At 65.5% G+C, this 23,555-nt stretch carries 24 protein-coding genes; 13 read left to right on the forward strand and 11 right to left on the reverse strand.

Translation table 11 applies throughout. From position 1 onward, the window contains the following. Positions 1–210 precede the first annotated feature (210 nt). From ACLQ3C_RS06180 to ACLQ3C_RS06190, 3 genes are read left to right on the forward strand one after another with little or no spacing between them, the layout of a single operon-like run. Entirely contained in the window at positions 211–1,299 is a 1,089-nt protein-coding gene (locus ACLQ3C_RS06180; RefSeq protein WP_425704156.1) for an NAD(P) transhydrogenase subunit alpha, read from the forward strand. Next, entirely contained in the window at positions 1,299–1,604 is a 306-nt protein-coding gene (locus ACLQ3C_RS06185; protein ID WP_425704157.1) for an NAD(P) transhydrogenase subunit alpha, read from the forward strand. Before ACLQ3C_RS06180 ends, ACLQ3C_RS06185 begins: the two co-directional genes overlap by 1 nt. Continuing rightward, positions 1,601–3,127 (forward strand): NAD(P)(+) transhydrogenase (Re/Si-specific) subunit beta, encoded by a 1,527-nt coding sequence (locus tag ACLQ3C_RS06190; RefSeq protein WP_425704158.1) that lies wholly within the window; start codon positions 1,601–1,603, stop codon positions 3,125–3,127. Before ACLQ3C_RS06185 ends, ACLQ3C_RS06190 begins: the two co-directional genes overlap by 4 nt. Here the strand turns inward: ACLQ3C_RS06190 and ACLQ3C_RS06195 are convergent. Next, positions 3,114–3,440: a hypothetical protein gene (locus ACLQ3C_RS06195; protein ID WP_425704159.1), complete on the reverse strand. Its 327-nt coding sequence runs from the start codon at positions 3,438–3,440 to the stop codon at positions 3,114–3,116. The two genes, ACLQ3C_RS06190 and ACLQ3C_RS06195, sit on opposite strands and share 14 nt — an antisense overlap. 253 nt (positions 3,441–3,693) lie before the next feature. Between ACLQ3C_RS06195 and ACLQ3C_RS06200 the strand changes: the two genes are divergently transcribed. Together ACLQ3C_RS06200 and ACLQ3C_RS06205 are read left to right on the forward strand one after the other, a co-directional pair. Beyond that, positions 3,694–3,846 (forward strand): hypothetical protein, encoded by a 153-nt coding sequence (locus tag ACLQ3C_RS06200; RefSeq protein WP_425704160.1) that lies wholly within the window; start codon positions 3,694–3,696, stop codon positions 3,844–3,846. Further along, entirely contained in the window at positions 3,833–3,982 is a 150-nt protein-coding gene (locus tag ACLQ3C_RS06205) for a hypothetical protein (protein WP_425704161.1), read from the forward strand. Before ACLQ3C_RS06200 ends, ACLQ3C_RS06205 begins: the two co-directional genes overlap by 14 nt. Positions 3,983–4,055: 73 nt before the next feature. On the opposite strand, the gene ACLQ3C_RS06210 is transcribed toward ACLQ3C_RS06205, so the two are convergent. The 7 genes from ACLQ3C_RS06210 to ACLQ3C_RS06240 form a co-directional block, all read right to left on the reverse strand. Continuing rightward, on the reverse strand, positions 4,056–5,084 hold the full coding sequence (locus tag ACLQ3C_RS06210; protein ID WP_425704162.1) for a YdcF family protein: 1,029 nt from the start codon (positions 5,082–5,084) through the stop codon (positions 4,056–4,058). 142 nt (positions 5,085–5,226) lie between these two features. Then, positions 5,227–5,739 (reverse strand): hypothetical protein, encoded by a 513-nt coding sequence (locus ACLQ3C_RS06215; protein ID WP_425704163.1) that lies wholly within the window; start codon positions 5,737–5,739, stop codon positions 5,227–5,229. Beyond that, a complete protein-coding gene (locus ACLQ3C_RS06220) occupies positions 5,736–6,833 on the reverse strand; it encodes a MerR family transcriptional regulator (protein WP_425704164.1) in 1,098 nt (365 codons plus the stop codon). The genes ACLQ3C_RS06215 and ACLQ3C_RS06220 overlap by 4 nt, the downstream gene beginning before the upstream one ends. A 234-nt stretch (positions 6,834–7,067) precedes the next feature. Next, positions 7,068–8,339, reverse strand: coding sequence for a DUF222 domain-containing protein (locus ACLQ3C_RS06225; protein WP_425704165.1), 1,272 nt, complete (start codon positions 8,337–8,339; stop codon positions 7,068–7,070). Between the two features lie 229 nt (positions 8,340–8,568). After that, positions 8,569–9,306 carry a metallophosphoesterase gene (locus tag ACLQ3C_RS06230; protein ID WP_425704166.1) on the reverse strand — a complete coding sequence of 246 codons (738 nt, stop codon included), beginning with the start codon at positions 9,304–9,306 and terminating at the stop codon, positions 8,569–8,571. A gap of 97 nt (positions 9,307–9,403) precedes the next feature. Continuing rightward, the gene (locus tag ACLQ3C_RS06235) at positions 9,404–10,174 is read right to left on the reverse strand and encodes a dienelactone hydrolase family protein (RefSeq protein WP_425704167.1); all 771 of its coding nucleotides are present in this window, start codon (positions 10,172–10,174) and stop codon (positions 9,404–9,406) included. A gap of 116 nt (positions 10,175–10,290) precedes the next feature. After that, positions 10,291–12,708: an ATP-dependent DNA ligase gene (locus tag ACLQ3C_RS06240; protein ID WP_425704168.1), complete on the reverse strand. Its 2,418-nt coding sequence runs from the start codon at positions 12,706–12,708 to the stop codon at positions 10,291–10,293. Between the two features lie 59 nt (positions 12,709–12,767). Between ACLQ3C_RS06240 and ACLQ3C_RS06245 the strand changes: the two genes are divergently transcribed. The 6 genes from ACLQ3C_RS06245 (at position 12,768) to ACLQ3C_RS06270 (ending at position 17,915) form a co-directional block, all read left to right on the forward strand. Further along, complete coding sequence (locus ACLQ3C_RS06245; protein ID WP_425704169.1) at positions 12,768–13,727, forward strand: Ku protein; 960 nt, start codon at positions 12,768–12,770, stop codon at positions 13,725–13,727. Between the two features lie 70 nt (positions 13,728–13,797). Continuing rightward, the gene (locus tag ACLQ3C_RS06250) at positions 13,798–15,150 is read left to right on the forward strand and encodes an MFS transporter (protein ID WP_425704170.1); all 1,353 of its coding nucleotides are present in this window, start codon (positions 13,798–13,800) and stop codon (positions 15,148–15,150) included. A gap of 183 nt (positions 15,151–15,333) precedes the next feature. Next, entirely contained in the window at positions 15,334–15,642 is a 309-nt protein-coding gene (locus ACLQ3C_RS06255) for a hypothetical protein (RefSeq protein WP_425704171.1), read from the forward strand. 214 nt (positions 15,643–15,856) lie between these two features. Continuing rightward, entirely contained in the window at positions 15,857–16,879 is a 1,023-nt protein-coding gene (locus ACLQ3C_RS06260) for a hypothetical protein (protein ID WP_425704172.1), read from the forward strand. Then, on the forward strand, positions 16,879–17,331 hold the full coding sequence (locus ACLQ3C_RS06265; protein ID WP_425704173.1) for a hypothetical protein: 453 nt from the start codon (positions 16,879–16,881) through the stop codon (positions 17,329–17,331). Before ACLQ3C_RS06260 ends, ACLQ3C_RS06265 begins: the two co-directional genes overlap by 1 nt. A 128-nt stretch (positions 17,332–17,459) precedes the next feature. Then, on the forward strand, positions 17,460–17,915 hold the full coding sequence (locus tag ACLQ3C_RS06270) for a hypothetical protein (RefSeq protein WP_425704174.1): 456 nt from the start codon (positions 17,460–17,462) through the stop codon (positions 17,913–17,915). 55 nt (positions 17,916–17,970) lie between these two features. On the opposite strand, the gene ACLQ3C_RS06275 is transcribed toward ACLQ3C_RS06270, so the two are convergent. The 3 genes from ACLQ3C_RS06275 to ACLQ3C_RS06285 all read right to left on the reverse strand — a co-directional run bounded on the left by ACLQ3C_RS06275 (position 17,971) and on the right by ACLQ3C_RS06285 (position 21,491). Then, entirely contained in the window at positions 17,971–19,563 is a 1,593-nt protein-coding gene (locus tag ACLQ3C_RS06275; RefSeq protein WP_425704175.1) for a cutinase family protein, read from the reverse strand. 156 nt (positions 19,564–19,719) lie between these two features. Next, positions 19,720–20,379, reverse strand: a complete 660-nt coding sequence (locus ACLQ3C_RS06280) for a response regulator (RefSeq protein ID WP_425704176.1) — start codon at positions 20,377–20,379, stop codon at positions 19,720–19,722. Beyond that, positions 20,376–21,491, reverse strand: coding sequence for a sensor histidine kinase (locus ACLQ3C_RS06285; protein ID WP_425704177.1), 1,116 nt, complete (start codon positions 21,489–21,491; stop codon positions 20,376–20,378). Before ACLQ3C_RS06285 ends, ACLQ3C_RS06280 begins: the two co-directional genes overlap by 4 nt. Positions 21,492–21,652: 161 nt before the next feature. On the opposite strand from ACLQ3C_RS06285, the gene ACLQ3C_RS06290 reads away from it, so the two are divergent. Together ACLQ3C_RS06290 and ACLQ3C_RS06295 are read left to right on the forward strand one after the other, a co-directional pair. Then, positions 21,653–22,222, forward strand: a complete 570-nt coding sequence (locus ACLQ3C_RS06290) for a hypothetical protein (protein ID WP_425704178.1) — start codon at positions 21,653–21,655, stop codon at positions 22,220–22,222. A gap of 52 nt (positions 22,223–22,274) precedes the next feature. Then, positions 22,275–23,555: an alpha-hydroxy-acid oxidizing protein gene (locus tag ACLQ3C_RS06295; protein WP_425704179.1), complete on the forward strand. Its 1,281-nt coding sequence runs from the start codon at positions 22,275–22,277 to the stop codon at positions 23,553–23,555.

Genomic DNA, 23,555 nt, shown 5'->3' on the forward strand with positions numbered 1-23,555 from the left:
GGAAAGTGAGCAAACCAACGCAGTGATCTGCGTCGGGAGAGGTCGTGTTATGTTCGTCGCACGTTTCTGGTGGTGATGTAACCCGTCGCCCCGTCCCGACCGCATCACTGCGGCACGGCCGATCAGAGCACCGACCGGGCCGATCGTTCGTTTTCGCCGATGCACCGACAAGTCGATGAGTACCGACAGAACGAAAGACAGCGAATAGCAATGAGTGTGGGTGTCGTGCGCGAAACGGCCTCCGGTGAGCGTCGGGTGGCGCTGGTACCGAAGGTCGTCGCGTCGCTGGTGGGCAAGAACGTCCCCGTGATCGTCGAGGAGGGGGCAGGCCTCGGGGCGCTGATCCCCGACGAGGCCTTCGTCGAGGCCGGTGCGACGATCGGCGATCCGTATTCGGCCGATGCGGTGTTGCGGGTGTCGCCGCCGTCGGACGCCGAGATCGCCAAGCTGCACAGTGGACAGAAGCTGATCGGATTCCTCGCGCCGCGCAACGCCGACACCAAGATCGGCGCCCTGCGCGAGGCCGGCATCGAGGCGTATGCCGTAGAGGCGATTCCGCGTATCTCGCGCGCTCAGGTGATGGACGCACTGAGTTCGCAGGCCAACGTGTCGGGATACAAGGCCGTCATCGTCGCCGCCGATCTGTCGACCCGCTTCTTCCCGATGCTGACCACCGCGGCGGGCACCGTGAAGCCGGCAACCGTGCTGGTGCTCGGGGTGGGCGTCGCCGGTCTGCAGGCGCTTGCGACCGCCAAACGTCTGGGTGGCCGCACCACCGGCTACGACGTGCGGCCCGAGGTGGCCGAGCAGGTTCGTTCGGTGGGCGCGCAGTGGCTCGATCTCGGGATCGACGCCGCCGGCGAGGGCGGGTATGCCCGCGAACTGACCGACGACGAGCGAGCGAAGCAACAGCAGGCGCTCGAGGATGCGATCAAGGGATTCGACGTCGTCATCACCACCGCACTGGTGCCGGGTCGGCCGGCGCCACGTCTGGTGACCGCCGCCGCGGTCGAGGGCATGAAGCCGGGCAGCGTCGTCGTCGACCTCGCAGGCGAGACCGGCGGCAACTGCGAACTCACCGAACCCGGGCAGACGGTCGTCACACACGACGTCACCATCACCTCGCCGCTGAATCTCCCCGCCACCATGCCCGAGCACGCCAGCGAGTTGTATGCCAAGAACGTGCTCGCGCTGATCGACCTCATGCTCGACGAGAATGGTGCGCTCGCACCGGATTTCACCGACGAGGTCATCACCGCCGCGTGTGTCACCCGTGACAGCCAGGAGGCGTCGGCCTGATGTACAACGAACTACTCGCGAACATTGCGATTCTCGTGCTGGCCGGCTTCGTCGGCTTCGCCGTCATCTCGAAGGTCCCCAACACCCTGCACACCCCGCTGATGTCGGGCACCAACGCCATCCACGGCGTAGTTGTGCTCGGCGCCCTGGTGGTGCTGGGTTCGCTACCGGCCGACGCCAATTGGGGCGTGCGCATCATCGCGTTCATCGCGCTGGTGTTCGGCACGCTCAACGTGGTCGGCGGTTTCGCCGTCACCGACCGCATGCTGGGAATGTTCAAGGGTAAGAAGGAGTCCGCCAAGTGAGCGCCACCGTTTTCGCCCAAGAGGTGGTAGACGCCAGTTTCAGCGGCACGGGGCAGGTCTCCGAAGGCCTCGGTTACGGGGTGACCGTCCTCTACATCGTCGCGTTCTCGCTGTTCATCTATGGCCTGTCGGGCCTGACCGGGCCGAAGACCGCGGTGCGCGGCAACTGGATCGCCGCGGTCGGCATGGGGATCGCCGTCGTCGCGACGTTGCTCGGCGTCTACAACAACGCCGGCGATGCGGGCGTGCCGTCGATCAACTGGATTCTGATCGCCGTCGGCCTGGTGGTCGGTGTGGCGCTGGGCATCCCGCCGGCCCTGAAGACCAAGATGACCGCGATGCCGCAGCTCGTGGCACTGTTCAACGGTGTCGGCGGCGGGACCGTCGCGCTGATCGCGTGGTCGGAGTACATCGAGTCCGACGGCTTCACCGCAGTGCACGAGACGCCCGACGTACACGTCATCGTCGGCTCGCTGTTTGCGGCGATCATCGGTTCGGTCTCCTTCTGGGGATCGCTGGTGGCGTTCGCGAAGCTGCAGGAGCTGTTGAACAAGAACCTCGAGAAGAAGTTGGTCAAGGCCGCCAAGGCCTTCCAGTTCGCCAACATCGTGCTCGCCATCGCGGCCATCGCGATCGCCGTCTACATCGGTGTCTCCGCCGATTCCACTTCGGCGACGCCATGGTTCTGGATCGTGGCGCTGCTCGTGATCGCCGGTGTGATGGGTCTGTTCGTGGTGTTCCCGATCGGCGGCGCCGACATGCCGGTGGTCATCTCGCTGCTCAACGCGCTGACCGGGCTGTCGGCCGCGGCTGCGGGTCTGGCGCTGAACAACCAGGCCATGATCGTGGCCGGCATGATCGTCGGTGCATCGGGCACGATCCTGACCAACCTGATGGCCAAGGCGATGAACCGGTCCATCCCGGCGATCGTGTTCGGCGCCTTCGGTGGTGGCGAGGCCGGCGTCGCCGGCGGTGCGGACGCGGCGGGCGGCACGGTCAAGGCCACCTCGGCCGCCGACGCCGCAATCCAGATGGCCTACGCCAACCAGGTGATCGTCGTGCCGGGTTACGGCCTGGCCGTCGCGCAGGCGCAGCACACCGTCAAAGAGATGGCCACCCTGCTCGAGGCCAAGGGCGTCGAGGTCAAATACGCCATCCACCCGGTCGCCGGGCGGATGCCCGGACACATGAATGTGCTTCTGGCCGAAGCAGATGTGCCGTATGACGCGATGAAGGAGATGGACGACATCAACGGCGAGTTCGCGCGCACCGACGTCGCCATCGTGATCGGCGCGAACGACGTCACCAATCCGGCGGCGCGCAACGATCCGGGTTCACCCATCCACGGCATGCCGATCCTCAATGTCGATCAGGCGCGTTCGGTGATCGTGCTCAAACGCGGGATGAGTTCCGGATACGCCGGCATCGAGAACCCACTGTTCTACCTCGATCACACCTCGATGCTCTTCGGGGACGCCAAGAAGTCCGTCGACTCGGTCATCGAGGAACTCAAGGCGCTGTAGCCGGCCCGCGATCGACGCCCCCGGCGCGGCCACGGCCGCTCCGGGGGACCAGGAATACGCTGATCGCGGCGCCGATGAGGAAGCAGCACAACGTGATCCACGGCCACGGCGTCACCTGCAGCGAATCGGCGTCGACGTCGACCGATGAACCCAGAGCCGAGACCTGGTGTGCGGTATCGGAGGTGAACCACAGCACCGCCACCACCGCGAGGGCCGAGAGTGCGATACCGGTATAGCCGGCCCAGACCGGGCGGTATGCCGGGCTCAGGCGCCGCAACGCCAACGCACCGAGCAGGCAGGCCAAGACCACCACGACGGTGCCACTGGACGTACTGATCTCGCTGGCGCTCAGCTGTTGTGGCGCACCGGCATCGGTGACCTCGGATTGCGCGCGAGGCCGGCGTCAGCCGCAGCACGCTGTACCGTCGCTTCCCCGGCAAGGAGGAACTCCTCGCCGCGGCGGTCGAACGGATGCGTCGCGATTTCGTTCACGAGATCGGCGTGCGGGTCAAGGGGCTCGACCCCGCGCCGCCATCGTCGAGGCCTTCACCGCGGCAGTTCTGGGAATGCGCAACAACGACGTCATCGCGAAGGTCATCGTCGACGACCCGGCCGCCATCGATCTCAGCGTCGGCACCGAGGATCCCCGTGTCGACGACCTCATCGACGAATTCAGTGGCGGCGTCGTCGCCACCCTGCGCCTCGATGCCCGAGCCTGATCTGCGCCTGGTCGCCGAGATCCTCTTCCGCTTGGTCACGTCCTTCGCGACCACGTCATCGCACGCCATCGACGTCGACGACGACGACGCGCTGCGCGAGTTCGCGACGAAATTCCTTGCGCCGCTGGTCTGGTAGACCGGCCGTTCGGGCAGACACCGGGCAGACCTCGGGCGACGCGCCCGGATGCCGAATCACCCGCCGAGGGTGATCAGCCGGCCGACCCCGATCCGACCAGCTGCCCGAGGATCTTCCCGCCGATGTCGTCGATTATTCCGGGGCCCACGTCAGGTAGCTGACTTCCCGGTAGCTGATCGGTGGGCAGAAGCGGGGTCCGGCTCGTCGGAATGCCCGCGGTGCGGGTCGCCTCGACGCGGATGCCGGTCTGCTTGTCCTTGGGCAGTGGTGCGTCGTTCTTCGCCAGGTCGGTGTCGGTGGTGATCGACTGCGTGACGGTGAGGCCGGCTGCGGCGAAGTCGGCTGCGGCGCGGCGAATGTGGTTGGGGGAAGTCACCAGCACCACATCGGAGATGTGGCGTGCGGTGAGGAGCCCGGCGGTGTTCTGGGCGTTCGACACGGTCGAGACGGACGTTTCCTCGGTGGCGATGCGTGCTGGCGCGACGCCGTTGGCGATCAGCCACTTGCGCATCACCGATGCCTCGGTGGCCCCGTTTTGGGGCTTGCCACCGGTGACGACGATCGGCGCCGACGGCGATGACAGTGCCTGTGCGCGTCCGGCTTCGAGTCGCTTGATCAGCTCGGGCGCCGGTTTCCCCTCGGGGGACAGGCCGAATCCGAGGATGACGATGGCCGGGTTGCCCGAGACGGGTCGGGCGGTGGTGCTCGGGACGATCGCGGCCGCCTTGGTGACGCCGTCGATGACGTTGCGTGTGGTCTTCGCCAACCGAGAGTCCACCACTGTCAAGCGATTCAGCGCTGCCTTGCCGAGCGCGTCGTCGGAGATCTGGTCGGCCCAGATGGCTTGCAGTGCAAGGGATTGGCTGTCAGCAGGATTGAGTGTCACCGCCTGTTTGAGGTCACCGAGGCCGCCGGCCACATCTCCGGCGGCGAACTTCTGTTGCGCGGCGTTGTACAGCGAGGCCGGATCGACGGTGACCGCAGCTGTGGTCACCGCGCTCTCGTGGGACGTCGGCAGAGTACCGACGGCCGCGCCGCCGATGGCCGACAGTGCGAGAACCCCGACAGCGGTTCGTCGAAAATTACGTTTCACTCTGGACACACCAGTCACTTGAGTAACAGTAGGTGGCGGATATGCAGGTCACCAGGGGGACTTGGTTCCAACCCGGTAACGAGCATCTGGTGGGCCGGAAATGGTCGCGTCCGGCGGTGGGGTGTCGCCCTTCTGGCCGGTGGAGCGGACGCTATTCGGTTCCGCTCGATGCTCGAGACCATGCGCGGGGTGCGGTGTCCCGCTTCTTGACCGCGGCGGCCACCTCCTCGATTCCCACACGAATGAGGTCGCCGTATGAATCGGCTTGCAGGGTAAAGGAGCGTTCACGGGCTGATGCGAGCTGGTCTCGGGCGGCGTCGAAGCTGCCGAGCCGACGAAAGTTGTCGGCGAGGTTGAGGTGAAGCGATGGGTAGAAGCCGGCGATGTGCAGGCCGGCGTCGAGTTCTCGGGCCCGTTGCTCGCTGACGGCATCGGCGGCGTCGAGTGCACGCACATCCCATTGCAGGGCCTGTGCAGGATCGATGTAGAGGTCGGCCAGGTAATGCGCCAGTGTGCAGCGGTGGAGTGGATCTCCGGTGACTCCGATTGTCTGCCACAGATCCAGGAGTTGGGTGCGTGCGTTGTCGACGTTTCCGCTGCGTCCGTCGGTGACCGCCTCGATGATGGCATTCATCGTCGGGTCGGTCGTGGTTGCTCCGGTCATTCGTGGTGCTCCTTTGGTGTGGCGCCATCTTCGGTGAATGGGGGCATGGTGGGCATGACAAGCGTGGTCAGATCACCGTTGTCGGCAGAGCGGATGGTCGCAGGCTGCGTCGCGCCGCGGAGGTCGAAGACCACATCCGCGCCGATTGCGGTACTGATGGCCGGATAGAGGGTGGTCATCTCGAACCAGACGTCGAACCCGGGCCCACTGACACGGCCCGGAATCTGGCCGTGCATGTCGTGGCTGGTGTCGTACAACGAGATCCCGGAGTTGTTGACGCGCAGGCAGATCAGTCCTGTGGATCTTTCTTCGAGGCGTTGGAGCAACATCGTCTTCGGCGACTCAACGCGCGTCGTCGGCGGGGGCAGTTCGTCGAGCATCAACTGGTAGTCGGGGAACGTTTCGGTCAGGAGTCGACAATGTCGATCTCCGCGTGTCGGCATCCGGATCCATATTTCGTGGTCGGTCGCCTCGATTCGAGCTTGCGGCGTGCGCCGCAGATCGGTCAGGCAGTCACGCAGGTCCTCGCCGTTCACCGTCGCTGCCCAGGCCGGACCAGGACGATGGGTGCTCACCAGCGTGCGAATCGACAAGCGGTAGCGATCGGTTGCGGTCACCACCACCGTGCCGGCGTCGGCCTCGATGCGTACACCGCCGAGTACCGGGACGTCCGGTTCGTCGGTGGTGGCGGTGAGGACCTGCGCCACCGCCGCGGCCAGCACTGGGCCGCTCACCGTGGCGACCATCGTTGCGGTCGTTTCGACCAGGGCGGATTTGATGGTGGCGGCACGCTCCCGTGCGGTGACGGCGTTGCCGACGACTGCGTCGACATGGTCGTCGACCAAGCGCACCGCCTCCTCGCAGTCGGCAGTGAGCACGGATCTCGCCGTCGCGAGAGGCATTCCGATCTCGCGTAGTTGCCGAAGCAACGACGCACGCTCGAGTTGGTCTGTCGCATAGAACCGATACCCGGACGCCGGGTCGACCTCGGTCGGGATCAGCACGCCGGCATCGGCATAGAAGCGCAACGCGCTCGCTGTCAGCCCACTCCTGCGCGCGAACGAACCGATCGGCATCAACCCGGGATCTTCCACCACCACATCATCGGGCTTCGATCTACGTGAAGGTCAACCCCGGCAGTCGCCGGCACCGACGTCCCACCTCGGAAGGGTGGTCGACGTGGACCGGCGACAGCCGGGATCTGGGCCGTAGCCCTATCTATCTATGAAGTTCTCAACGAACAGATGCGGTCCCGGCGGGCCGGGTGCGGGGTCGGGAAGTCGTTATGGGTAGGCCTGTTTCAGGCGGATCGTGTCAGACGGTCAGTGTCAGGCAGCGTCGTCGAGGTGCAGGGTGCGACGGTTGTAGGCCGGTAAGGGTCGCCGATTCGGGTCGACACCCGCGGGCGGGACCAGCCACGGGTGCCGATCGAAGCCCATCACCACATCCCATCCCCTGTCGTGGACATCGTGATGGCACGCCGTGCACAAAAGGCAGCCGTTGTCGAGGTCGGTGGGGCCACCCTCGACCCACGACACGAGGTGGTGCGCCTGGGTGCGCGACGCCGGCGCACCACACTTGATGCAGCATTTATCCCTGATCAGCAACGCTTTTCGCTGTGCCGGGGTGAACAACCGCTTCTCGCGTCCGACGTTCAACGGCACCTCGTCACCGTCGACGATCACCACGGTGACCCCGGCATCACACCCGAGTGTTTTCGCGGTCGCGGGCGTCACCGATCTCATGAACTCAAGTGCGGAAAGCTTCGGGGCATCAGCAGGAATCGTCAGCAGCACACCGCCGGTCGGTTTACACGACACGGTCTCGTCGGCGAGGCCCTTTGCCGCGAGCTCCAGGATCGTTTCCAGAGCATCGGCGCGCTTACGATCGGCCGACCGCGAATCCAGCGAACCATCGGGCTGAGGCTTTGGCGCGGACAAACTCTCGACGAGACTGTGGAGTTTCTCCCCGGCAACCGCATCGAGGTTGGCGCGCACATCGAGGCGTCCGTCGCTGGTCTTGTGGTAGCCGAGTTCGTTGACGCTCTTGTCTTCGGCGGCAGGCTTTCCGTCGGTGTCGTCGGCGAGCAGATTGCCGAGTTGGTTTGCGTGCTTACCGATTTCGGCGGGACTCATCCCGGACAACGCTTGCGAGACGAGGGACCGGGTGTGGTCGCGACGCTGTTCGGGGGTGACGGGTTCGCCGGTGCGGGAATCGATGTGGGTGAGTCCGAGGACGACGGCGTCGGCGTGGTCGAGGGATATCGCACCGTCGACGGTGTGGATACGCAGACCGTCGAGCTCCTTCGTGGTGCCGACGCGGACGAGTCGGCCGGCGACGGCGGGTGCGATTCCCATGGTGATCAACAATTGTCGTACCGAGCGGCCTTGGGGCGCGGTCACTTTGAGACGGTCGAACTCGCCGGTCAATGTCGCGGCGAGGTGATCGACTTTGTTGCGCAAGATGATCAGTTGCTGCATCGCCGCGAACGCTTCCCGCGAACCGATGTCCGCGCGGAACGTATGGTCATCGAGCTGCGCGATGAGACCCGCGAACAGGTCAGCCGGGAGCTCCGCGGAGTGTGTGGTGGCGTCGATCATGGAATCCCCCCTGGATGATCTTGCGATGAGTCCAGTGTAGCAGAAGATTTGTTCGACTGGCAGGGTTTGTAGGATTAATCCACAAGGGCAGCAACCACTTTCGCCACGCCAGTGAACAGTTGCCCCAGCGGTGAACGACTTTCCCTGCGGTGAACAGCCGTCACGCCGGTGGGCGATCTGGGTATCGAATACTGCTTGTGGACAAAGTGTTTCGCGCCTCGGGTGGACGCTAGAACATCACCGAACGGAAGTGAGTGATCAGGCGATCGCCGTCGATCATGTGGAAGGCGATACCCGGGGGTTGGCCGCGGTTGATGATGTCGGTGCCCTCGAAGGGCAGGTTCAGTGTCGATGAGACACCCGGCGCCATGCAGAGCGGACGGTCGGCAAAGCGGGTGACGCATGCGGAGTGTATGTGCCCACAGACGAAGCCGACGATGTTGGGGTGTTTGCCGACGAGAGCGGCCAGCCGCTGTTCTCCGGTCTGGCGGATGGTGTCCATGTAGGTCATACCGACGTCCACCGGCGGGTGATGGAAGGCCACCAGCACCCGGGTCTGCGGGCCGGCGGCCTCGATCTGCGCCGACATCCATTCGAGCGTGTCGTCGTCGAGGTAACCGTCGTTGCCCCCGGGAATGGAACTGTCCGCCGACAGCAGCAAGACGTCACCGATGAGCAGCGAGGAGTTGACCGGGGCCATGCTGCGACGAGGACCGAAGACCTCGCTGAAATTGTCCCGAAGATCATGGTTACCGACGGTGACCAGCATCGGTAGCGGGGACTCGAGAACGCGATAGGCCTCGACGTATTCGCGAGGTGTTCCTTCGTCGGCGATGTCGCCGGTGACCAGCAACGCATCGAGTCCGGCCGCGCGTGCGTTGAGATAACTCAGGGTCGACTCGATCCGGGCGCGGTTGTACCGCGTTCCGTTGAAATGGAGGTCGCTGATGTGGGCAACGACGAACACGCACACACTCCCTTGTCGACTCACCTGAGGCTAGCCGCATGGCACCGCAAGAGCACGCCGAGGGTGTACCGGGGCCGGCGCGTGGCCGTGCCCGCCGTCACCCCAGTGTGCGGGCGAACAATTTGGCCAGTTCCGCGAAGTGATACTCCGCCGCATCGTGGTTGTAGGAGGCAGTGTCGGCCATGGTGTATCCGTGTGGGGCACCGGGATAGACACTGGCGTGATGGGTGACACCGGATGAGGTGAGTGCGTGTTCGAACACGGCGACCGACTCGGGCGGCAGGGAGCGGTCGTGATCGGCGTGTATCGCGAGCACCTCTGCTTTCACCTCGGGCAGCGACAGGTGCGGGCTGTCCGAGGAGTCGGTGACCAGGCCACCGGTGTGGAACATGCCCACGGCGGCAACGTCATCGGGTCGGGTGGTAGCGGCCAGCAGGGCCAGCCGCCCGCCCATGCAATAGCCCGTCGCGCCGACCGGCCCGGGCGCGGTCTCCGGCAGCGCGCGCAACGCGTCGAGGTACGCGGCCAGATCGCCGCGCGCCCGGTAGGTGGTGAGGCTTTTGATGCGCGGCCGCGCTTTCGCGAAGAACGTCGAGCGGCTCTCGGCATCGAGCAACGGCTCGTCGGGGGAGGTCTCGGCCGCGGTTCCACTGCGGTAGAAGGTGTTGGGCGCCAACACCACATAGCCCCACGACGCGATCCGGTCGGCCATCTTCTCGATCTGGGGGCGCAATCCGATCGCGTCCATGAGAAACAGGACGCCGGGCCAGGTGTCGCCGTCCGCCGCGGGTGCCGGCCGCGCCACATACGCTTCGGCATCGCCGTCGGCGGCGGTGACGGTGATCTTCTCTCCGGTTGTCTCGCTCATCTCTTCCTCTCGAAATCGGTGGACTGATCAGCAGGGGTCGCGCGGCTCGAATTTGCTCACGCAGGTGGTCGACGGCCCGCGCGAACCAGGTCGGACCGCGCGAACGCGTACCCGCCTCATAGGTCGCCGGGCAGTTTGTCGCGTCGGATACCGCGCCAGCTCGGATGTCGCAGATGCCCGGTGCTCGTCCAATCCATGAACCGCACCTCACCGACGATCTTCGGCAGCACCCACACCGCATTCGCCGCCACCGGCCGATCCAACTTGTCCAGGAACGGGGAGCGGCGGATCGTCAGCGGTTCGAGTTCCTCGGCGAGCAAGGACAATTGGGCTTCGGTGAACCCGGTGCCGACCCGCCCGACGTAGCGCAGTCCGGTCGCCTCCGGCAGACCGAGGAGCAGGGAACCGATTGTGTCGGTGCGGTGGCCGCGCCCCGGCCGCCAGCCGCCGATCACCACCTCGATGTCGCGCCAGTTCTTCTGTTTGAGCCACGACTTGGACCGCCGACCCTGCTGATAGGTCGACGAACGACGCTTGGCGACAACGCCTTCGAGCTGGTGTTCGCGACTGTATGCTACGGCCGCCGAGCCCGGCTCGGGTAGCAGGGCGGGCACCTCGACGTAGCGCGAACGCCCGAACGCGGGTGCTAGCCCTTCGAGTAGTTCGCGTCGCTGCGACCACGGTTTGCCGAGCAGAGAGGTGCCGTTGAGGTAGAGGACGTCGAACAGATAGAGCTTGAGCGTGATACCGGCGTCCGCGGATCGGCGCCCGGCGAGGAGCGTGAAATTGGTGCGCCCGGCCGAGTCGAGGGCCACCACCTCGCCGTCGAGTACGACGTCGATCAGCCCGAGATCGTCGGTCATGGCGGCGAGTTCGGGAAAGTCGGCGGTCATGTTCAGACCGGAGCGGGAGGTCAGGGTGAACTCACCGCCGATGTAGCGCACCAGGAGACGGTAGCCGTCCCACTTGCCCTCGAAAGCCCAGTCCTTCGGGTCGAGCTTCTCCACCGGTTCGTCGGTGGCCAGCATCGGCCGCGGATCCCGCAGGCTGTCGGGCAGGATGGGGCGGGGCTCATCGCTCATCAGATGCGCGAGCCAGTTCTTCTCACCGGTCTTGATCAGCGCATATCTGCCCTGGATCCGCTCTCCGTGCAGCCGGACGATGACCTCGTCGTCACGCCACTTCTCGGTTTCGTACGTGCCGCGATCCCAGATCTCCACGTGCCCGCCACCGTATTCGCCGGCCGGGATGTCGCCGGCGAAGTCGGCGTAGTCGAGGGGGTGATCCTCGGTGTGCACGGCGAGCCGGTTCTGGTCGGGATCGGTCGGCAGGTTCTTCGGGACGGCCCAACTGACCAGGACACCGTCGCGTTCGAGGCGGAAGTCGAAGTGCAGCCGCCGGGCATGGTGTTCCTGGATCACGAAGATCGGGCCGGCGGCATCGGTGTCCTCGCCACCGGGTTGCCGGGCGGTGGCGTCGTCGAACGGCTCGGGTGTCACCTCGGCGTTGCGTTTGCGACGGTATTCGCGCAGGTTGATGACCTGGCCGGCATTCGTGGCCGCACCGTCCGCCTCGCCGTGTCCGTCGGCGTCGTCACCGTCGGGATCTTCGGTCGCCTCGGTGCTGTCGGCGGTATCGGGGTCGTCGTCGAGCCCCTCGAGGAGATCGCCCATCTCCTCGACCCGTGCGAGCACGTCGGTGTAGAGCAGCTGCGTCAGATCGGGATCGGCCATTTCGTCCCAGGTGCGTGGCGCGGCGACCCAGGGCTGTTCGCGCCCGCGCAACGAATACGGCGCCAAGGTGGTCTTCGATGCGCTGTTCTGGCTCCAGTCGATGAAAACCTTGTGGGGGCGTTGGGCTTTCGCCATGATCGCGGTGACCCGGTCGGGTTGCTGCTGGGCCAGGGAGGTGGCGATCTGTTTGGCCACGGCGCTCGCGGAGTCCGCCGACACCGGCGTCTCGAACCGTGCGTAGACGTGTATTCCCTTGCCGCCGCTGGTCACCGGATAGCAGGGCAGTCCCGCGGCGTCGAGCATGTCGTGGACGGCGCAGGCCACCTGGGCGCACTCGGCGAGCGTCACACCGGGCCCGGGATCGAGGTCGAGGACCAGCCGGTTGGCCTTGGGGCCCTCGGCTGCGAAGACCGCGGTCTCGTCGGGGGCGGGCAGACGCCATTGCGGGGTGTGCAATTCGAGGGCGGCCATCTGCGCCAGCCACACCAAGGTTGCCGGCGAATCGGCCACCACATACTCGATGATGCGACTGCTGTGTTCGATGGCGCGGCGCGAGACCCACTCGGGGGTGCCCTCGGGTACCGACTTCTCGAAGAACGGGGTGGACTCGACGCCGTTGGGCCAGCGTTTGCGGGTGACGAGCCGATCGGCCAGGTGGGGCAGCATGGTGTCGGCGATGCGCGCGTAGTAGTCGATGACGTCGTATTTGCGGGTGCCCGACGCCGGATAGAGCACCTTGGCCAGGTTGGTCACCGAGATGGTGTGTCCACCCACCTGGAGCGTCTGTCCTCCGGATGCCATGGAACAAGCGTGCCACGGGTCTCGTGTCCGGGGCGCAGATGCCGCCGCGGGATGGCACAATGGCGACCATGCGCTCGATCTGGAAGGGCGATCTGAGCTTTGGTCTGGTCAATGTGCCGGTCAAGGTGTATTCGGCCACGGAAAGCCACGACCGGAAGTCCTATCAGGTCGACTCCTCCGACGGCACCCGAATCCGCTATCGGCGCGTTCGGGAGGGCACCGACACCGAGGTCGAATTCTCCGATATCGCCAACGCCTACGAATCCTCATCCGGCGAGACGGTCATCCTGACCAAGGACGATCTGGCCTCGCTGCCGGTGCAGAAGAGTCCGGAGATCTCGATCCTGGAATTCGTGCCGGTCGAACAGGTCGATCCGATCTACTTCGACAAGCCCTACTACCTGGAGCCGTCGTCGAAGTCGCCGAAGGCCTACGTGCTGCTGGCGCGTGCGCTGCAGGAGACCGAGCGGCTCGCGATCGCGTCGTTCACGCTGCGTAACCGTACCCGCATGGCGGCGTTGCGGGTCATCGAACCCGGGGTCATGACGCTGCAGACCCTGCTGTGGCCGGACGAGGTCCGTAAGCCCGACTTCGGTTTCCTGGGCGAGGACGTGCAGATCCGCGACCAGGAGTTGAAGATGGCGTCGTCGCTCATCGACTCGATGGCACAGGACTACGACCCCAGCGAGTTCTCCGACACCTACCAACAAGAGCTCGCCAAGCTGATCGACGCGAAATCCGAAGGCTCCGAAGCGTTTCCGGAAACCGAGGAGAAGCCGGAAGCCGACGAGGACTCCGAGGTCGCCGACCTGTTGGCCGCGTTGCGTGCGTCGGTGAAGGACCGCGGTGCCGACGCGTCGTCGACATCGGAGTCCGATACGGCCGGCAAGAAGGCGCCCGCGAAGAAGACTGCCGCGAAGAAGGCTCCGGCGAAGAAGACCGCTGCGAAGAAGGCTCCCGAGAAGAAGGCTCCGGCCAAGAAGACCGCAGCCAAGAAGACCTCCCGCCGCGCCAGTTGAGTCGGTCGGGCCGGATCAGAACCACCAAAATCGGTGGCCGCACGGGACCCGGGTGGGGCACGCTGATGAGGTGAGTTCGTCGACGTCCACGCGTACGTTGCCGCGGGCGCTGCGCCCGTTCGGCAGTGGACAGTACCGGCTGCTCGCGGCCGGTCTGATGTTGGCGCTGTTCTCCGACGGCGTGTGGACGATCACGCTGGTGTGGCAGGTCATCGGGCTCGGTGGGGGACCGGGGCAGGTGTCGTTGGCGACCGGGTTGGCCGCGGTCGGGATGGTGGTGTCGACGCTGGCCGGTGGCGTGCTCGCCGACCGGGTCTCCCAGCGATCCATCATCATCGGGCTCGAGGTCGTGAAGATGGCCGTGTTCGCTGTCGTGGCGATCTGTGCGATCACCGGGGTGCTGTCGATGCCGATCCTCGCGGTGGCGGCCATGCTCGGCGGGGTCACCACCGGCATGTACTACCCGGCGTATTCGGCGTTGCTGCCGGGCATCGTCGCCGCCGACCAATTGCAGGCGGCCAACGGCATCGAGGGAATCCTGCGGCCGGTGCTGTTCCAGGCGGCCGGGCCGATGATCGCCGGCGCGGTGATCGCCGTGACCGCGCCGGCGCAGGCGGCCCTGGTGGCGGCGGTGGCGAGTGTGGGTGCGGCACTCTGCTACCTCGCGATGCGGCCGGTGCCGTTGCGCCGGGACCCGGATACGTTGCGCGGTCCGGCGATTCGTTCGATCATCACCGATCTCGCCGAGGGCTTCGGCTACATGTGGCGCACCCCGTGGCTGTGGTCGACGCTGTTCTTCGCGACGATTCTGGTGTTGGCCACCATGGGGCCGATCGAGGTGCTCATCCCCTTCGCGTTACGGGAGCGGGTCCACGGCGGTGCCGGCGACCACTCGCTGGTGCTGGCCGCGTTCGGTGCCGGCGCGGCGATCGGCTCCTTCGTGTTCGCATCGATCCGGATGCCGAGGCGCTATCTGACCCTGATGTTCGGGCTGTGGGGCTGGTCGTCGATCCCGTTGGTACTCATGGGCGTTGCCGGCCACACCTGGGTGTTCATCGTTGCCGGATTCGTCATGGGTCTGTTGTTCGACGGTCCGATGGTGTTGTGGGGCACGCTCTTACAACGTCGGGTGCCGCCGGCATTGCTGGGCCGTGTGGCGAGCCTCGACTTCTTCGTGTCGGTCGTGCTGATGCCGGTGTCGATGGCCCTGGCCGCTCCGGTCGCCGACGTGATCGGCCTCACCACGACCTTCGTCGTGTGCGGGCTCGTCCCCGTGCCGTTCGCGGCGGCCTTCTACCTCGCCGCCCGGCTGTGGCGCGACGAGACCGCTCACCCGCTCCGCGACACCGAGAACCAGCCCGCGATCGCGGTCGTGCACGACGAGATGTCGGCGTCGGCCTACAGTTGGCGGGCCGACCGGTGACGGCCTGTTTGCTCGCCCGGAGACTGTCGGAACGTGCGGGTCTGCTTCCGGTCGACGACGCCGCGCCGGTGATTCTGATCTGGTAGCACATCATTCTCTCGCATGACACCGATTCTCGATGTGTGGGACCCGCTACCATCATGGCCGAGTGAACGTCCCACCCGAAGATGAGCGAGGAGATTCATGTCCCACGAGTTCAGGCTTGATCCGGAGGCGGTGATACATTTCGGCAAGCATTTGTGGCGCGTGTCGGACAGTCTGGCCGACATCGACGCGGCGGGCATCCTTGCGACGGGCGCCGCTGCATGCCCCGGTACGGACCTCGAACGCGGGTTGAAGCGGCACGCCGAGCGTGAACATGAGGCCGTTAGTGGGTTGTCCACGAATTTCGACGAGTTCGGCAACGGCGTGAAACTTGCTGTCGATAGGTTTCTGCGAGCAGACAGCGAGTTTTCCGAGCAGATCGCTTCGCCCGGTGAGTCGCGGCTGTGACTCTTACGATCGGCCAGGTCGAAGACTTCTCGATTGGGTCGCTGACCCAGACCGGTGATGGGCTCAGTTCGGGAGCGGAGTCGTTGGCGGGTAATGCGACGTCGGTCCTCAATGAACTCGACCGCGCATCGACCGATTGGAAGGGCGAGACGCAGACGCAGGTTGCGGTGAAGGCCAAAGACCATGCCGAAAGCCTTCGGGAGAGGGCTGATCGATGGTCGATGCGGCCGTTGTGTTGCGTACCGCGGCCGACCAACTCGGAAAACTCAGGGACGAAATACTCGCCACAGTCGACGACATGATGGTGCGAACTGTATGTGATGTGGCAGACAGCGGTGTGGCCACGGTCAGAAAGAGCTATCTGCAGAAGCTGGCGGCAGCGAATGTCAATGACCAAGATGGATTGGCTGACGCGCGTGAAAAGGCTTTTGCGTTCGCTACGCAGATCACGTTTAAGTTGCGAACTTTGTTGAACACGATGGACGTGGCTGCGCAATACTACGACTGTTGTGTCGAAAACGCGCTACTCGGATGCGGAAGATTTCCGACCGCTGCTCATCCGTTCCATCCGCGGATACCCCCGGCACCCGCTCCCCCGGCGGGAGCAATCGCCGACGCGAACAGGGACGGGTCGGGGCCCGACGACTACCGCACCTACGATCCCAACCTTGCGAAGAAGGCGTATTTGCAGGGGATTCGGGCGGCTGCCGAAGCTGGTGCGGCAAATGCTTCGCCGAGCCTGCCCATCGCGTCGAGCATGCTCATGCATTTCCTCGGAAACAGTGGGAACGAATATCGATTCGATGTGAACGGAATGCTCAGAGATGTGCCCGAGTTCGCGGGAAGATCCGAAGATACCGCAAGCCGGAGCGCTAGCAGGGCGCAGTCGGTGATGCCGAACGGTTACGACGGGCCAGTTGCCTTTCAGAGCCAGTGGCAAGTCAACCCCGGATTTCGCGCAGACGCTACCGCACACCCGGACTACTGGGCTGCGCTGGGCACCTTCTCATATCAGACGAGTGGTGTCTATATGCCGCACCTCGGTGGAGCAGGCGTTGGTCCGGGTGAACTCACCTATCAGACCAGCATCTACGACTACTACAACTGGGATACAACCAAAAAGTCGCCATCCGAACAGTATTCGGATCTTAACGATCTCCACCGTGCCGGTTGGGCCCAGAACTACGAGGTAACAGGCACGTCGAGCCCTCACTCCGCACGATCCGGGACGCCGTGATGACACGCGCGCGTTGGATCTGGACGGCAGTGATCTGCGTGGCGGTGACTGTCGTGCTGGTGGTCGCTGTCGGTGTGACAACATACTTCAGCACCGGGCATCGTGCTGCCAGGATGGCAGACCGCATCGGGGTGAGCATTCCGGCTGACGCCACCCGGGTCGGTGTCGACGACCCACCGTTCGCCCTGCAGGGAAACTGTTCGATGTTGGACTTTCAGGTGCCCCAAAGTAGTTGGCAGTCATACGTTTCACACTACTTCGATGTCGATCGCCTCCGTGACCTGGAGGAGGTCCCGGGTTTCTGTGGGCATTCACTCATCAACTGTCACAAAGGCATTTACGCCGGCGGGTTTGAGGCGACGGAAGAGAAGAGCGGCATCCGACGTTCCTTGCAGGTGATACCGGATTGTGTTGACGGGCAGGCGCAAATTGTGTGGGGGACAACCGACTAGCTCGGCGGTATCCATCGTTGTTCGGTCGTTTCACCGACGCCGCCGAGAGCCGGTTGGGTTCGCTACTTGCCTCCGCCGCCGAAGGCTGTACGGCAGAGCCCAGAGCACACAGTAGGAGTCGTAACACCATGATGACGCGTACGGGTTGGATCTGGTCGGCAGTGATCTGCGTGGCAGTGATTATTGTGGTGGTGGTCGCTGTCGGTGTGGCAACGTACTTCAGCACCGGGCATCCTGCTGCCAGGATGGCAGACCGTATCGGGGTGAGCATTCCGGCTGACGCCACCCGGGTTGGTGTCGACGACCCACCGTTTGCCCTGCAGGGAAACTGTTCGGTCTTGGAGTTTTTGATACCGACGACCCAGTGGCGGGATTATGCCGGTCGATACTTCGAGCTGAATGCGCTGGACGGCCCGCATATGCTCTGGCCACCCTGCGGTCGAACACGGATCATGTGCGACAACGACATCTACATCAAAGGCTATGACGCGTCCGGTCAAGGCAAGGGTGTGACGCGTCGGTTGCAAGTGACCCCCGACTGTGTTGACGGCCAGGCGCGAATCACCTGGGGGACAACCGACTAGCCGGGTCGGCGCACTCTAATCGGTAGACATCTCTCTCGGAAACCGGTAACTATGTCTACCGATTCGTCGGCGTGGGTTCGGTAGCGGTGGGTGTTTCGGCGGCGGGCGCGGCCGGGGCCGTGGTCTCCGGCGTTGTGGTGACCGTCCCCGTCGGTGCGGTCTCGGGTGTGGTGACCGTGTCGGAGGGTGTCGTTTCGGTCGGGCTGGGTCGACTCGACGTCGCGGTGGCCGAAGGCGTGGCGGCAGTGGCAGATTCAGGGTTCGACGTCACAGGGCTCGATCCTGCTGCGCTCGACGCTGCTGGGCTCGATTCGGTTGAGCTGGTTGCCGAAGTTGTGCCGGTGGCCCGCGTGGACGGGGCGGGCGAGGTGCTCGTCCGTGACCGGGAGCCCAGCGGACTTGCCGTGCCCGACGGGCCGGACGTCGACGCCGTCGGAGCCGCCGTCGGCTTCTTCGCCGCCGCTTCGATTTTCGCGATCAGTTCGAGCGCGGCGTTGTGGATCGCGGTCCCCGCGGCCGTGAACATCGGTGAGGTGACGATGCCGTGGACGAGGGTGAGGCCCTGCTGGCCCCAGTAGATGGTGAAGTTCGCCGGCAGGAGAACCAGACTGGTGAGGCTGGCGGCGATCGCCTTGACCGCCGCGGCTCGGGTGACCCCATCGGAGCTGAGCATGTTGAGCGCGGTGAGTGGGTCGGGCAGATAGGCGCCGTAACCCAGCTTCGGCAGTGGGGGCATGAGGTCGTAGACGGCGGTGAGGACCGGCTGGATCGCAGCCAACTGGAACGGCAGATCGAAGTAGATGGAGGGAATGTCGACGCCGAGATACTGCTTCACCATCGACGGCATCGGTCGCAGGATGTTCTGGAATTCACCGAGTGCATAGTTCGGGGTCAGCAGCATCTCGGCGTTCTGGTAGCTGCCGTGCCGGCCGAGGACGTATCCGGCGGTCGCGTTCAGTGCGCCGATCGGGTCGTAGAGCGGGTCGGGCATGTCGCAGATGCCGTCGCCCTGGGTGCAATACGAGATCACCGGGATGTCGCCGAAGCCGTCGCGAGGGCCCGACAATGTGATTCCGGGAATCAGGCCGACCCACGAGAGTTCGATTCCGCGTCCGGTCTTGTCTCCGTCGCGGCGCGGGTCCGAATAGAGCTCGCCGCGAATCTCGCTCGAGTCGCTGATGGTGTAGGTGACGCCGTCGACGGTGGTGGTGGCCCGGCCGTGCGCGATGTCGGAGAGGACGTCCCCGGCGACTCGCGCGCCCTGGGAGTATCCGACGATCACGATTTCGCTGTTGGGACAGGCCGTCTGGTAGGTAGCGACCTGTTGGATGAGCTGCTGCTTTCCGCGGGCGACGTCGTCGTTGTATCCGATCGCCCCGACGGGCCACAGCGCGGTGGTGTAGTCCTCGTCGCTCGCGCCGAGGTCGTGGACCTCCCACTGGTCCGCGGGAAAGCGGGTCTGCAGGTTCTTGTAGGCCGCGCCACCGACGTCGTTGGTGCCGTTGACCATGAAGACCGCACCCGTCTTGCAGTCCACGGCACCGGCGGTTGCGGCCGCGCCCGGTGCCCAGAGAAGTGCGAGCATTCCCAGAAGTGCCGCAAACACCGTAAATACGGCAGTGCGACGCCAGCGCAAACCGACCACCATGACGGACCTCCCCGACTAGGACGATTGACCAGGTGTGATACACAACACAGTACCGTGGCGGAGTCGAGATGTGGTGAATTCAAGAATATGGGTGTTGCTGTATATAGATTGCCGACTCAAATGGCTGGGCTGCCGGAACGCAAGCCGAAGAATGTGTCAGATCAGACCATGTCGGTAGGCGTAGGCCACGAGTGCCGCCCGGTCGCGGCAGCCGGTCTTGGCGAGCAGGTGATTGATGTGGGTCTTGACGGTGCTGAGCCCGACCACCAGGTGCGATGCGATCTGCTGATTCGACATCGCAGTGGCGACGAGCCGCAGTACCTCGACCTCCCGGTCGGTGAGGCCGTCCGGGTTGGCGGCCGGCGCAGTGCGTCCGTCCGCGGTCCGCTGGTGGGTCAAGACCGCACGAAGTGCCTTCTCGTCGAGCATCGAACGGCCGGTGGCCGCGGCAACCAGCGCGGCCTCGATCGCGTCGGGATCGGCGTCTTTGTTGAGGAATCCGACGGCACCCGCCTCGAGTGCGTCGACGATCGTCGCGTCGACGATCGTCGCGTCGTCGTCGTAGGTGGTCAAGGCGACCGCATTGGTGCGTGATCCGGCTTCGCGGAGCCGGCGAATCCCTTCGACGCCGCCGATTCCCGGCATTCGCAGGTCGGTGAGAAGTACGTCGGGATCGGTGTCGGCGACGACGTCGAGCGCGGCTTCGGCCGACGCCGCGGTGCCGGCCACCTCGACGCCGTCGAACATGCCGAGCATCGAGCGCAGGCCCTCCCGCACCACCGTCTGATCGTCGGCGATCACCACTCGCACCGTCACGACGTCATCCGCATGGTGAGATCGAAGCCTTCCTCGCACGGGCCATGGGTCAGCGTACCGCCGGCCAGCGCCACGCGTTCGGCCAGTCCGGCCAAACCGTATGCGCCACTGGGATGATCGCGGTCGCTGAATTCATCGGGTGCGCCCACCGACAGCACACGCAGCGTCGTCGCGCCGAATTCGATGCGCACCGGGGCGCCTGCGGCGTGACGCAGCGAATTGGTGAGCCCCTCCATCACCACCGACTTCGCCAGTGCCACCCATGGCGTATCGACGTCGGCGGCCGAGCCGGTGACCGTGATCTCCAATCCGGTCGCGGTGTGCAGCCGCTCGATCGTGGAAGCGGTCCAGTCGGATAGCGATTCACCACCACTGCCAAGTGGCGAATCGTCGTCACCGCGCAGCGAACGAACGGCATCGCGAGCCTCCGCCAGTCCGTCGCGCGCCAGTGCTGCTGCGGTGTCGAGCTTTTCGGTCAGCTCCGGCGAGACACCCTCGCGCCGGGCGGCGAGCGCTGCGCCCTGCACCGTGATGATCAACCCCGACAAGGTGTGTGCCAGCACATCATGGAGCTGGGCGGCCAGTACCTGCCGGTCCTCGGCAGCCGCGGCTCGGGCCCGTTCGCCCTCGATGATCTGCCGTTGTGCGGCAGCGAGTTCGTCCGCCTCGCGCCGATACCGCCGCAGGTGTACCCAACCGAAGACCAGCAACGCGATCGCGAGATCGATGACGACCGTCCACATCTCGCGATCGAGCCACCACGACTGCACCACGATCGCGGCCACCGGCGGAACCGCCAGCAGCGCGGTGATCCAGATGCCGACCGGCGCCAGCGCTGCTGCGGCAACCCCTAGCAGGGGCACCCACACGGTGGCCGCGCCGCCAAAGGCGAGTCCGGCGGCGGTGGCCGCGGCGATGGTCACCGCCGAGAACACCATGGAGTCCTGGCCCAGGATGCGATCGGTGGCGGACGCGGCGAACATGCCGCGAAACACTGCCCCGACGAGGACCGCGGTGGCGGCCCAGCCGGTCGCGAGCCGCCACCCGGGCACCGATCCCGCACCCAGGGCCGCGGAGACCACCAGCGGGACACTCACCACAGCGCGCAGCACGAACGTGTCCATCCGGATCGGGACTCGGGTTCGTATGGCGGAGGGCACAACTCACCGTAGCCGTACAGGAGCACTCCGGTGACGGTCGTCGCCGCAAGATCAACCCGGTATCCACCCTCGGGTTGATGGCAACGGCGCCGCCACCGGCGAGAGTGAATCCCATGACCCAGAACGCCATGACCCAGAACGCCATGACCCAGAACGCCATGACCCAGAACGCCATGACCCAGAACGCCATGACCCAGAACACTGTCTTGTACGCACTGGTGGCGCTACTGGTGCTGGCGTACATCTGCTACCGCCAACTGTCCGAGCGCCCGATCAAGGACAGTCCGCTGAGGCTGCCGGCGATTCTTGCGGTCGTCGGGCTGATCGAGACCATGAACTATGTCCGCGGAGCGCACCACGTCGAGGTCGGCGAGGTCGTCGCGATGTTCCTGGGATTCGCGGTCGCCGCGCTGATCGCCGTTCCGCGGGCCCACACGATGCACATTTATCGCAATACCGCCGGCGTACTCGTGCGGCGCGGCAACGCGGTGACCATCAGCCTGTGGATCCTCGCGATCGCGGCGCACATCGTCATCGCGCTGCTGGTTCCGGAGCTGTTCGACGGACGGCACGGTTCGCTCGGCGGCCTCGAGAGTGCCTCGATCCTGTTGTTCCTCGGGATCAGTCTCGGGGTGCAGGCCCTGATCACGCGCGACCGGGCCGGGCGGGCGGCTGCGACCTGATAGAGATACGACCTGATAGAGATACGGGGAGGGCCGACGAAGGAGATCACCGATGACCGCAGGCTGGGGACGCACCCGTCAGAACGCCATCTACACCGCGGGAATCCACGGGCGGCGCCCCCGGGTGCCCACCGACTTCGCCGAACTCGAACGCCGCGCACGCAAGGTCATGTCGGAGCGGGCGTGGGCGTATGTCGCCGGCGGTGCGGGGGAGGGTCGCACGATGGCGGCCAATCGGGCGGCGCTCGACCGGTGGGCGATCGTGCCGCGGGTCTTGCGGGACGTGTCGCACCGCAGCCTCGAGATCGAACTGTTCGGCGCGCAGTTGCCTGCGCCGATCCTGTTCGCGCCGGTCGGTGCCGGTGGTCTCGTGCTGCGCGACGCCGACGTCGCGATCGGGCGGGCCGCAGCCGAACTCGGTGTGCCCTACATCTTCTCCAACCAGGGCAGCGCGTCGATGGAACGGGTCGCCACCGCGATGGAGTCGGTGAAGGACGGTGCGCCCCGCTGGTTTCAGCTGTACTGGTCGACCGATGACGACCTCGTCGACTCGTTCCTGCGACGCGCCGAGCGGTGTGGCGCCCAGGCGATCGCCGTCACGCTCGACACGACGCTGCTCGGCTGGCGCCCGCAGGATCTCAACCTCGGCTCGCTGCCGTTCGCGCGGGCCGAGGGCATCGCGCAGTACACGTCTGATCCGCGATTCGCCGAGATCGTCGCCGACCGGGCGGCGGTCGGTACCGGCGAGAAGCCGGAGATCTCGCCGGGCGCCCTCCGGACCCTGTTCTCGATCGCCCGCAACACCCCGGGGTCGTTGCTGCGCAACCTGATCCGTCCGGAACCGCGCGTCGGCGTGCAGACCTTCCTCGACATCTACTCGCGTCCGTCGTTGGGCTGGACCGAGATCGCGTCGTTGCGGGAACGGACATCATTGCCGATCGTGCTCAAGGGGATACTGCATCCCGACGACGCGCGCGCCGCCGTCGACGCCGGGATCGACGGCATCATCGTGTCCAATCACGGCGGCCGCCAGATCGACGGCGAGATCGGCTCGATCGACGCGCTCACCGAGATCGCGTCCGTCGTCGACGGCCGCGTCAAGATCCTCGTCGACTCCGGAATCTACACCGGTGCAGACGCTTTCAAGGCACTTGCGCTCGGAGCCGACGCAATCTGTATCGGCCGGCCGCACATGTACGGGCTGGCGATCGACGGCGCCGACGGTGCACGTGAGGTGGTCGCCAACATCATCGGTGAGCTCGATCTGACCCTCGGGCTCGCCGGCCACACCTCGGTGGCCGACGTGACCGCCGATGCCCTGCGCCGGATCTGA

Source organism: Gordonia sp. DT30 (genome assembly GCF_049844915.1).
GTDB lineage: Bacteria > Actinomycetota > Actinomycetes > Mycobacteriales > Mycobacteriaceae > Gordonia.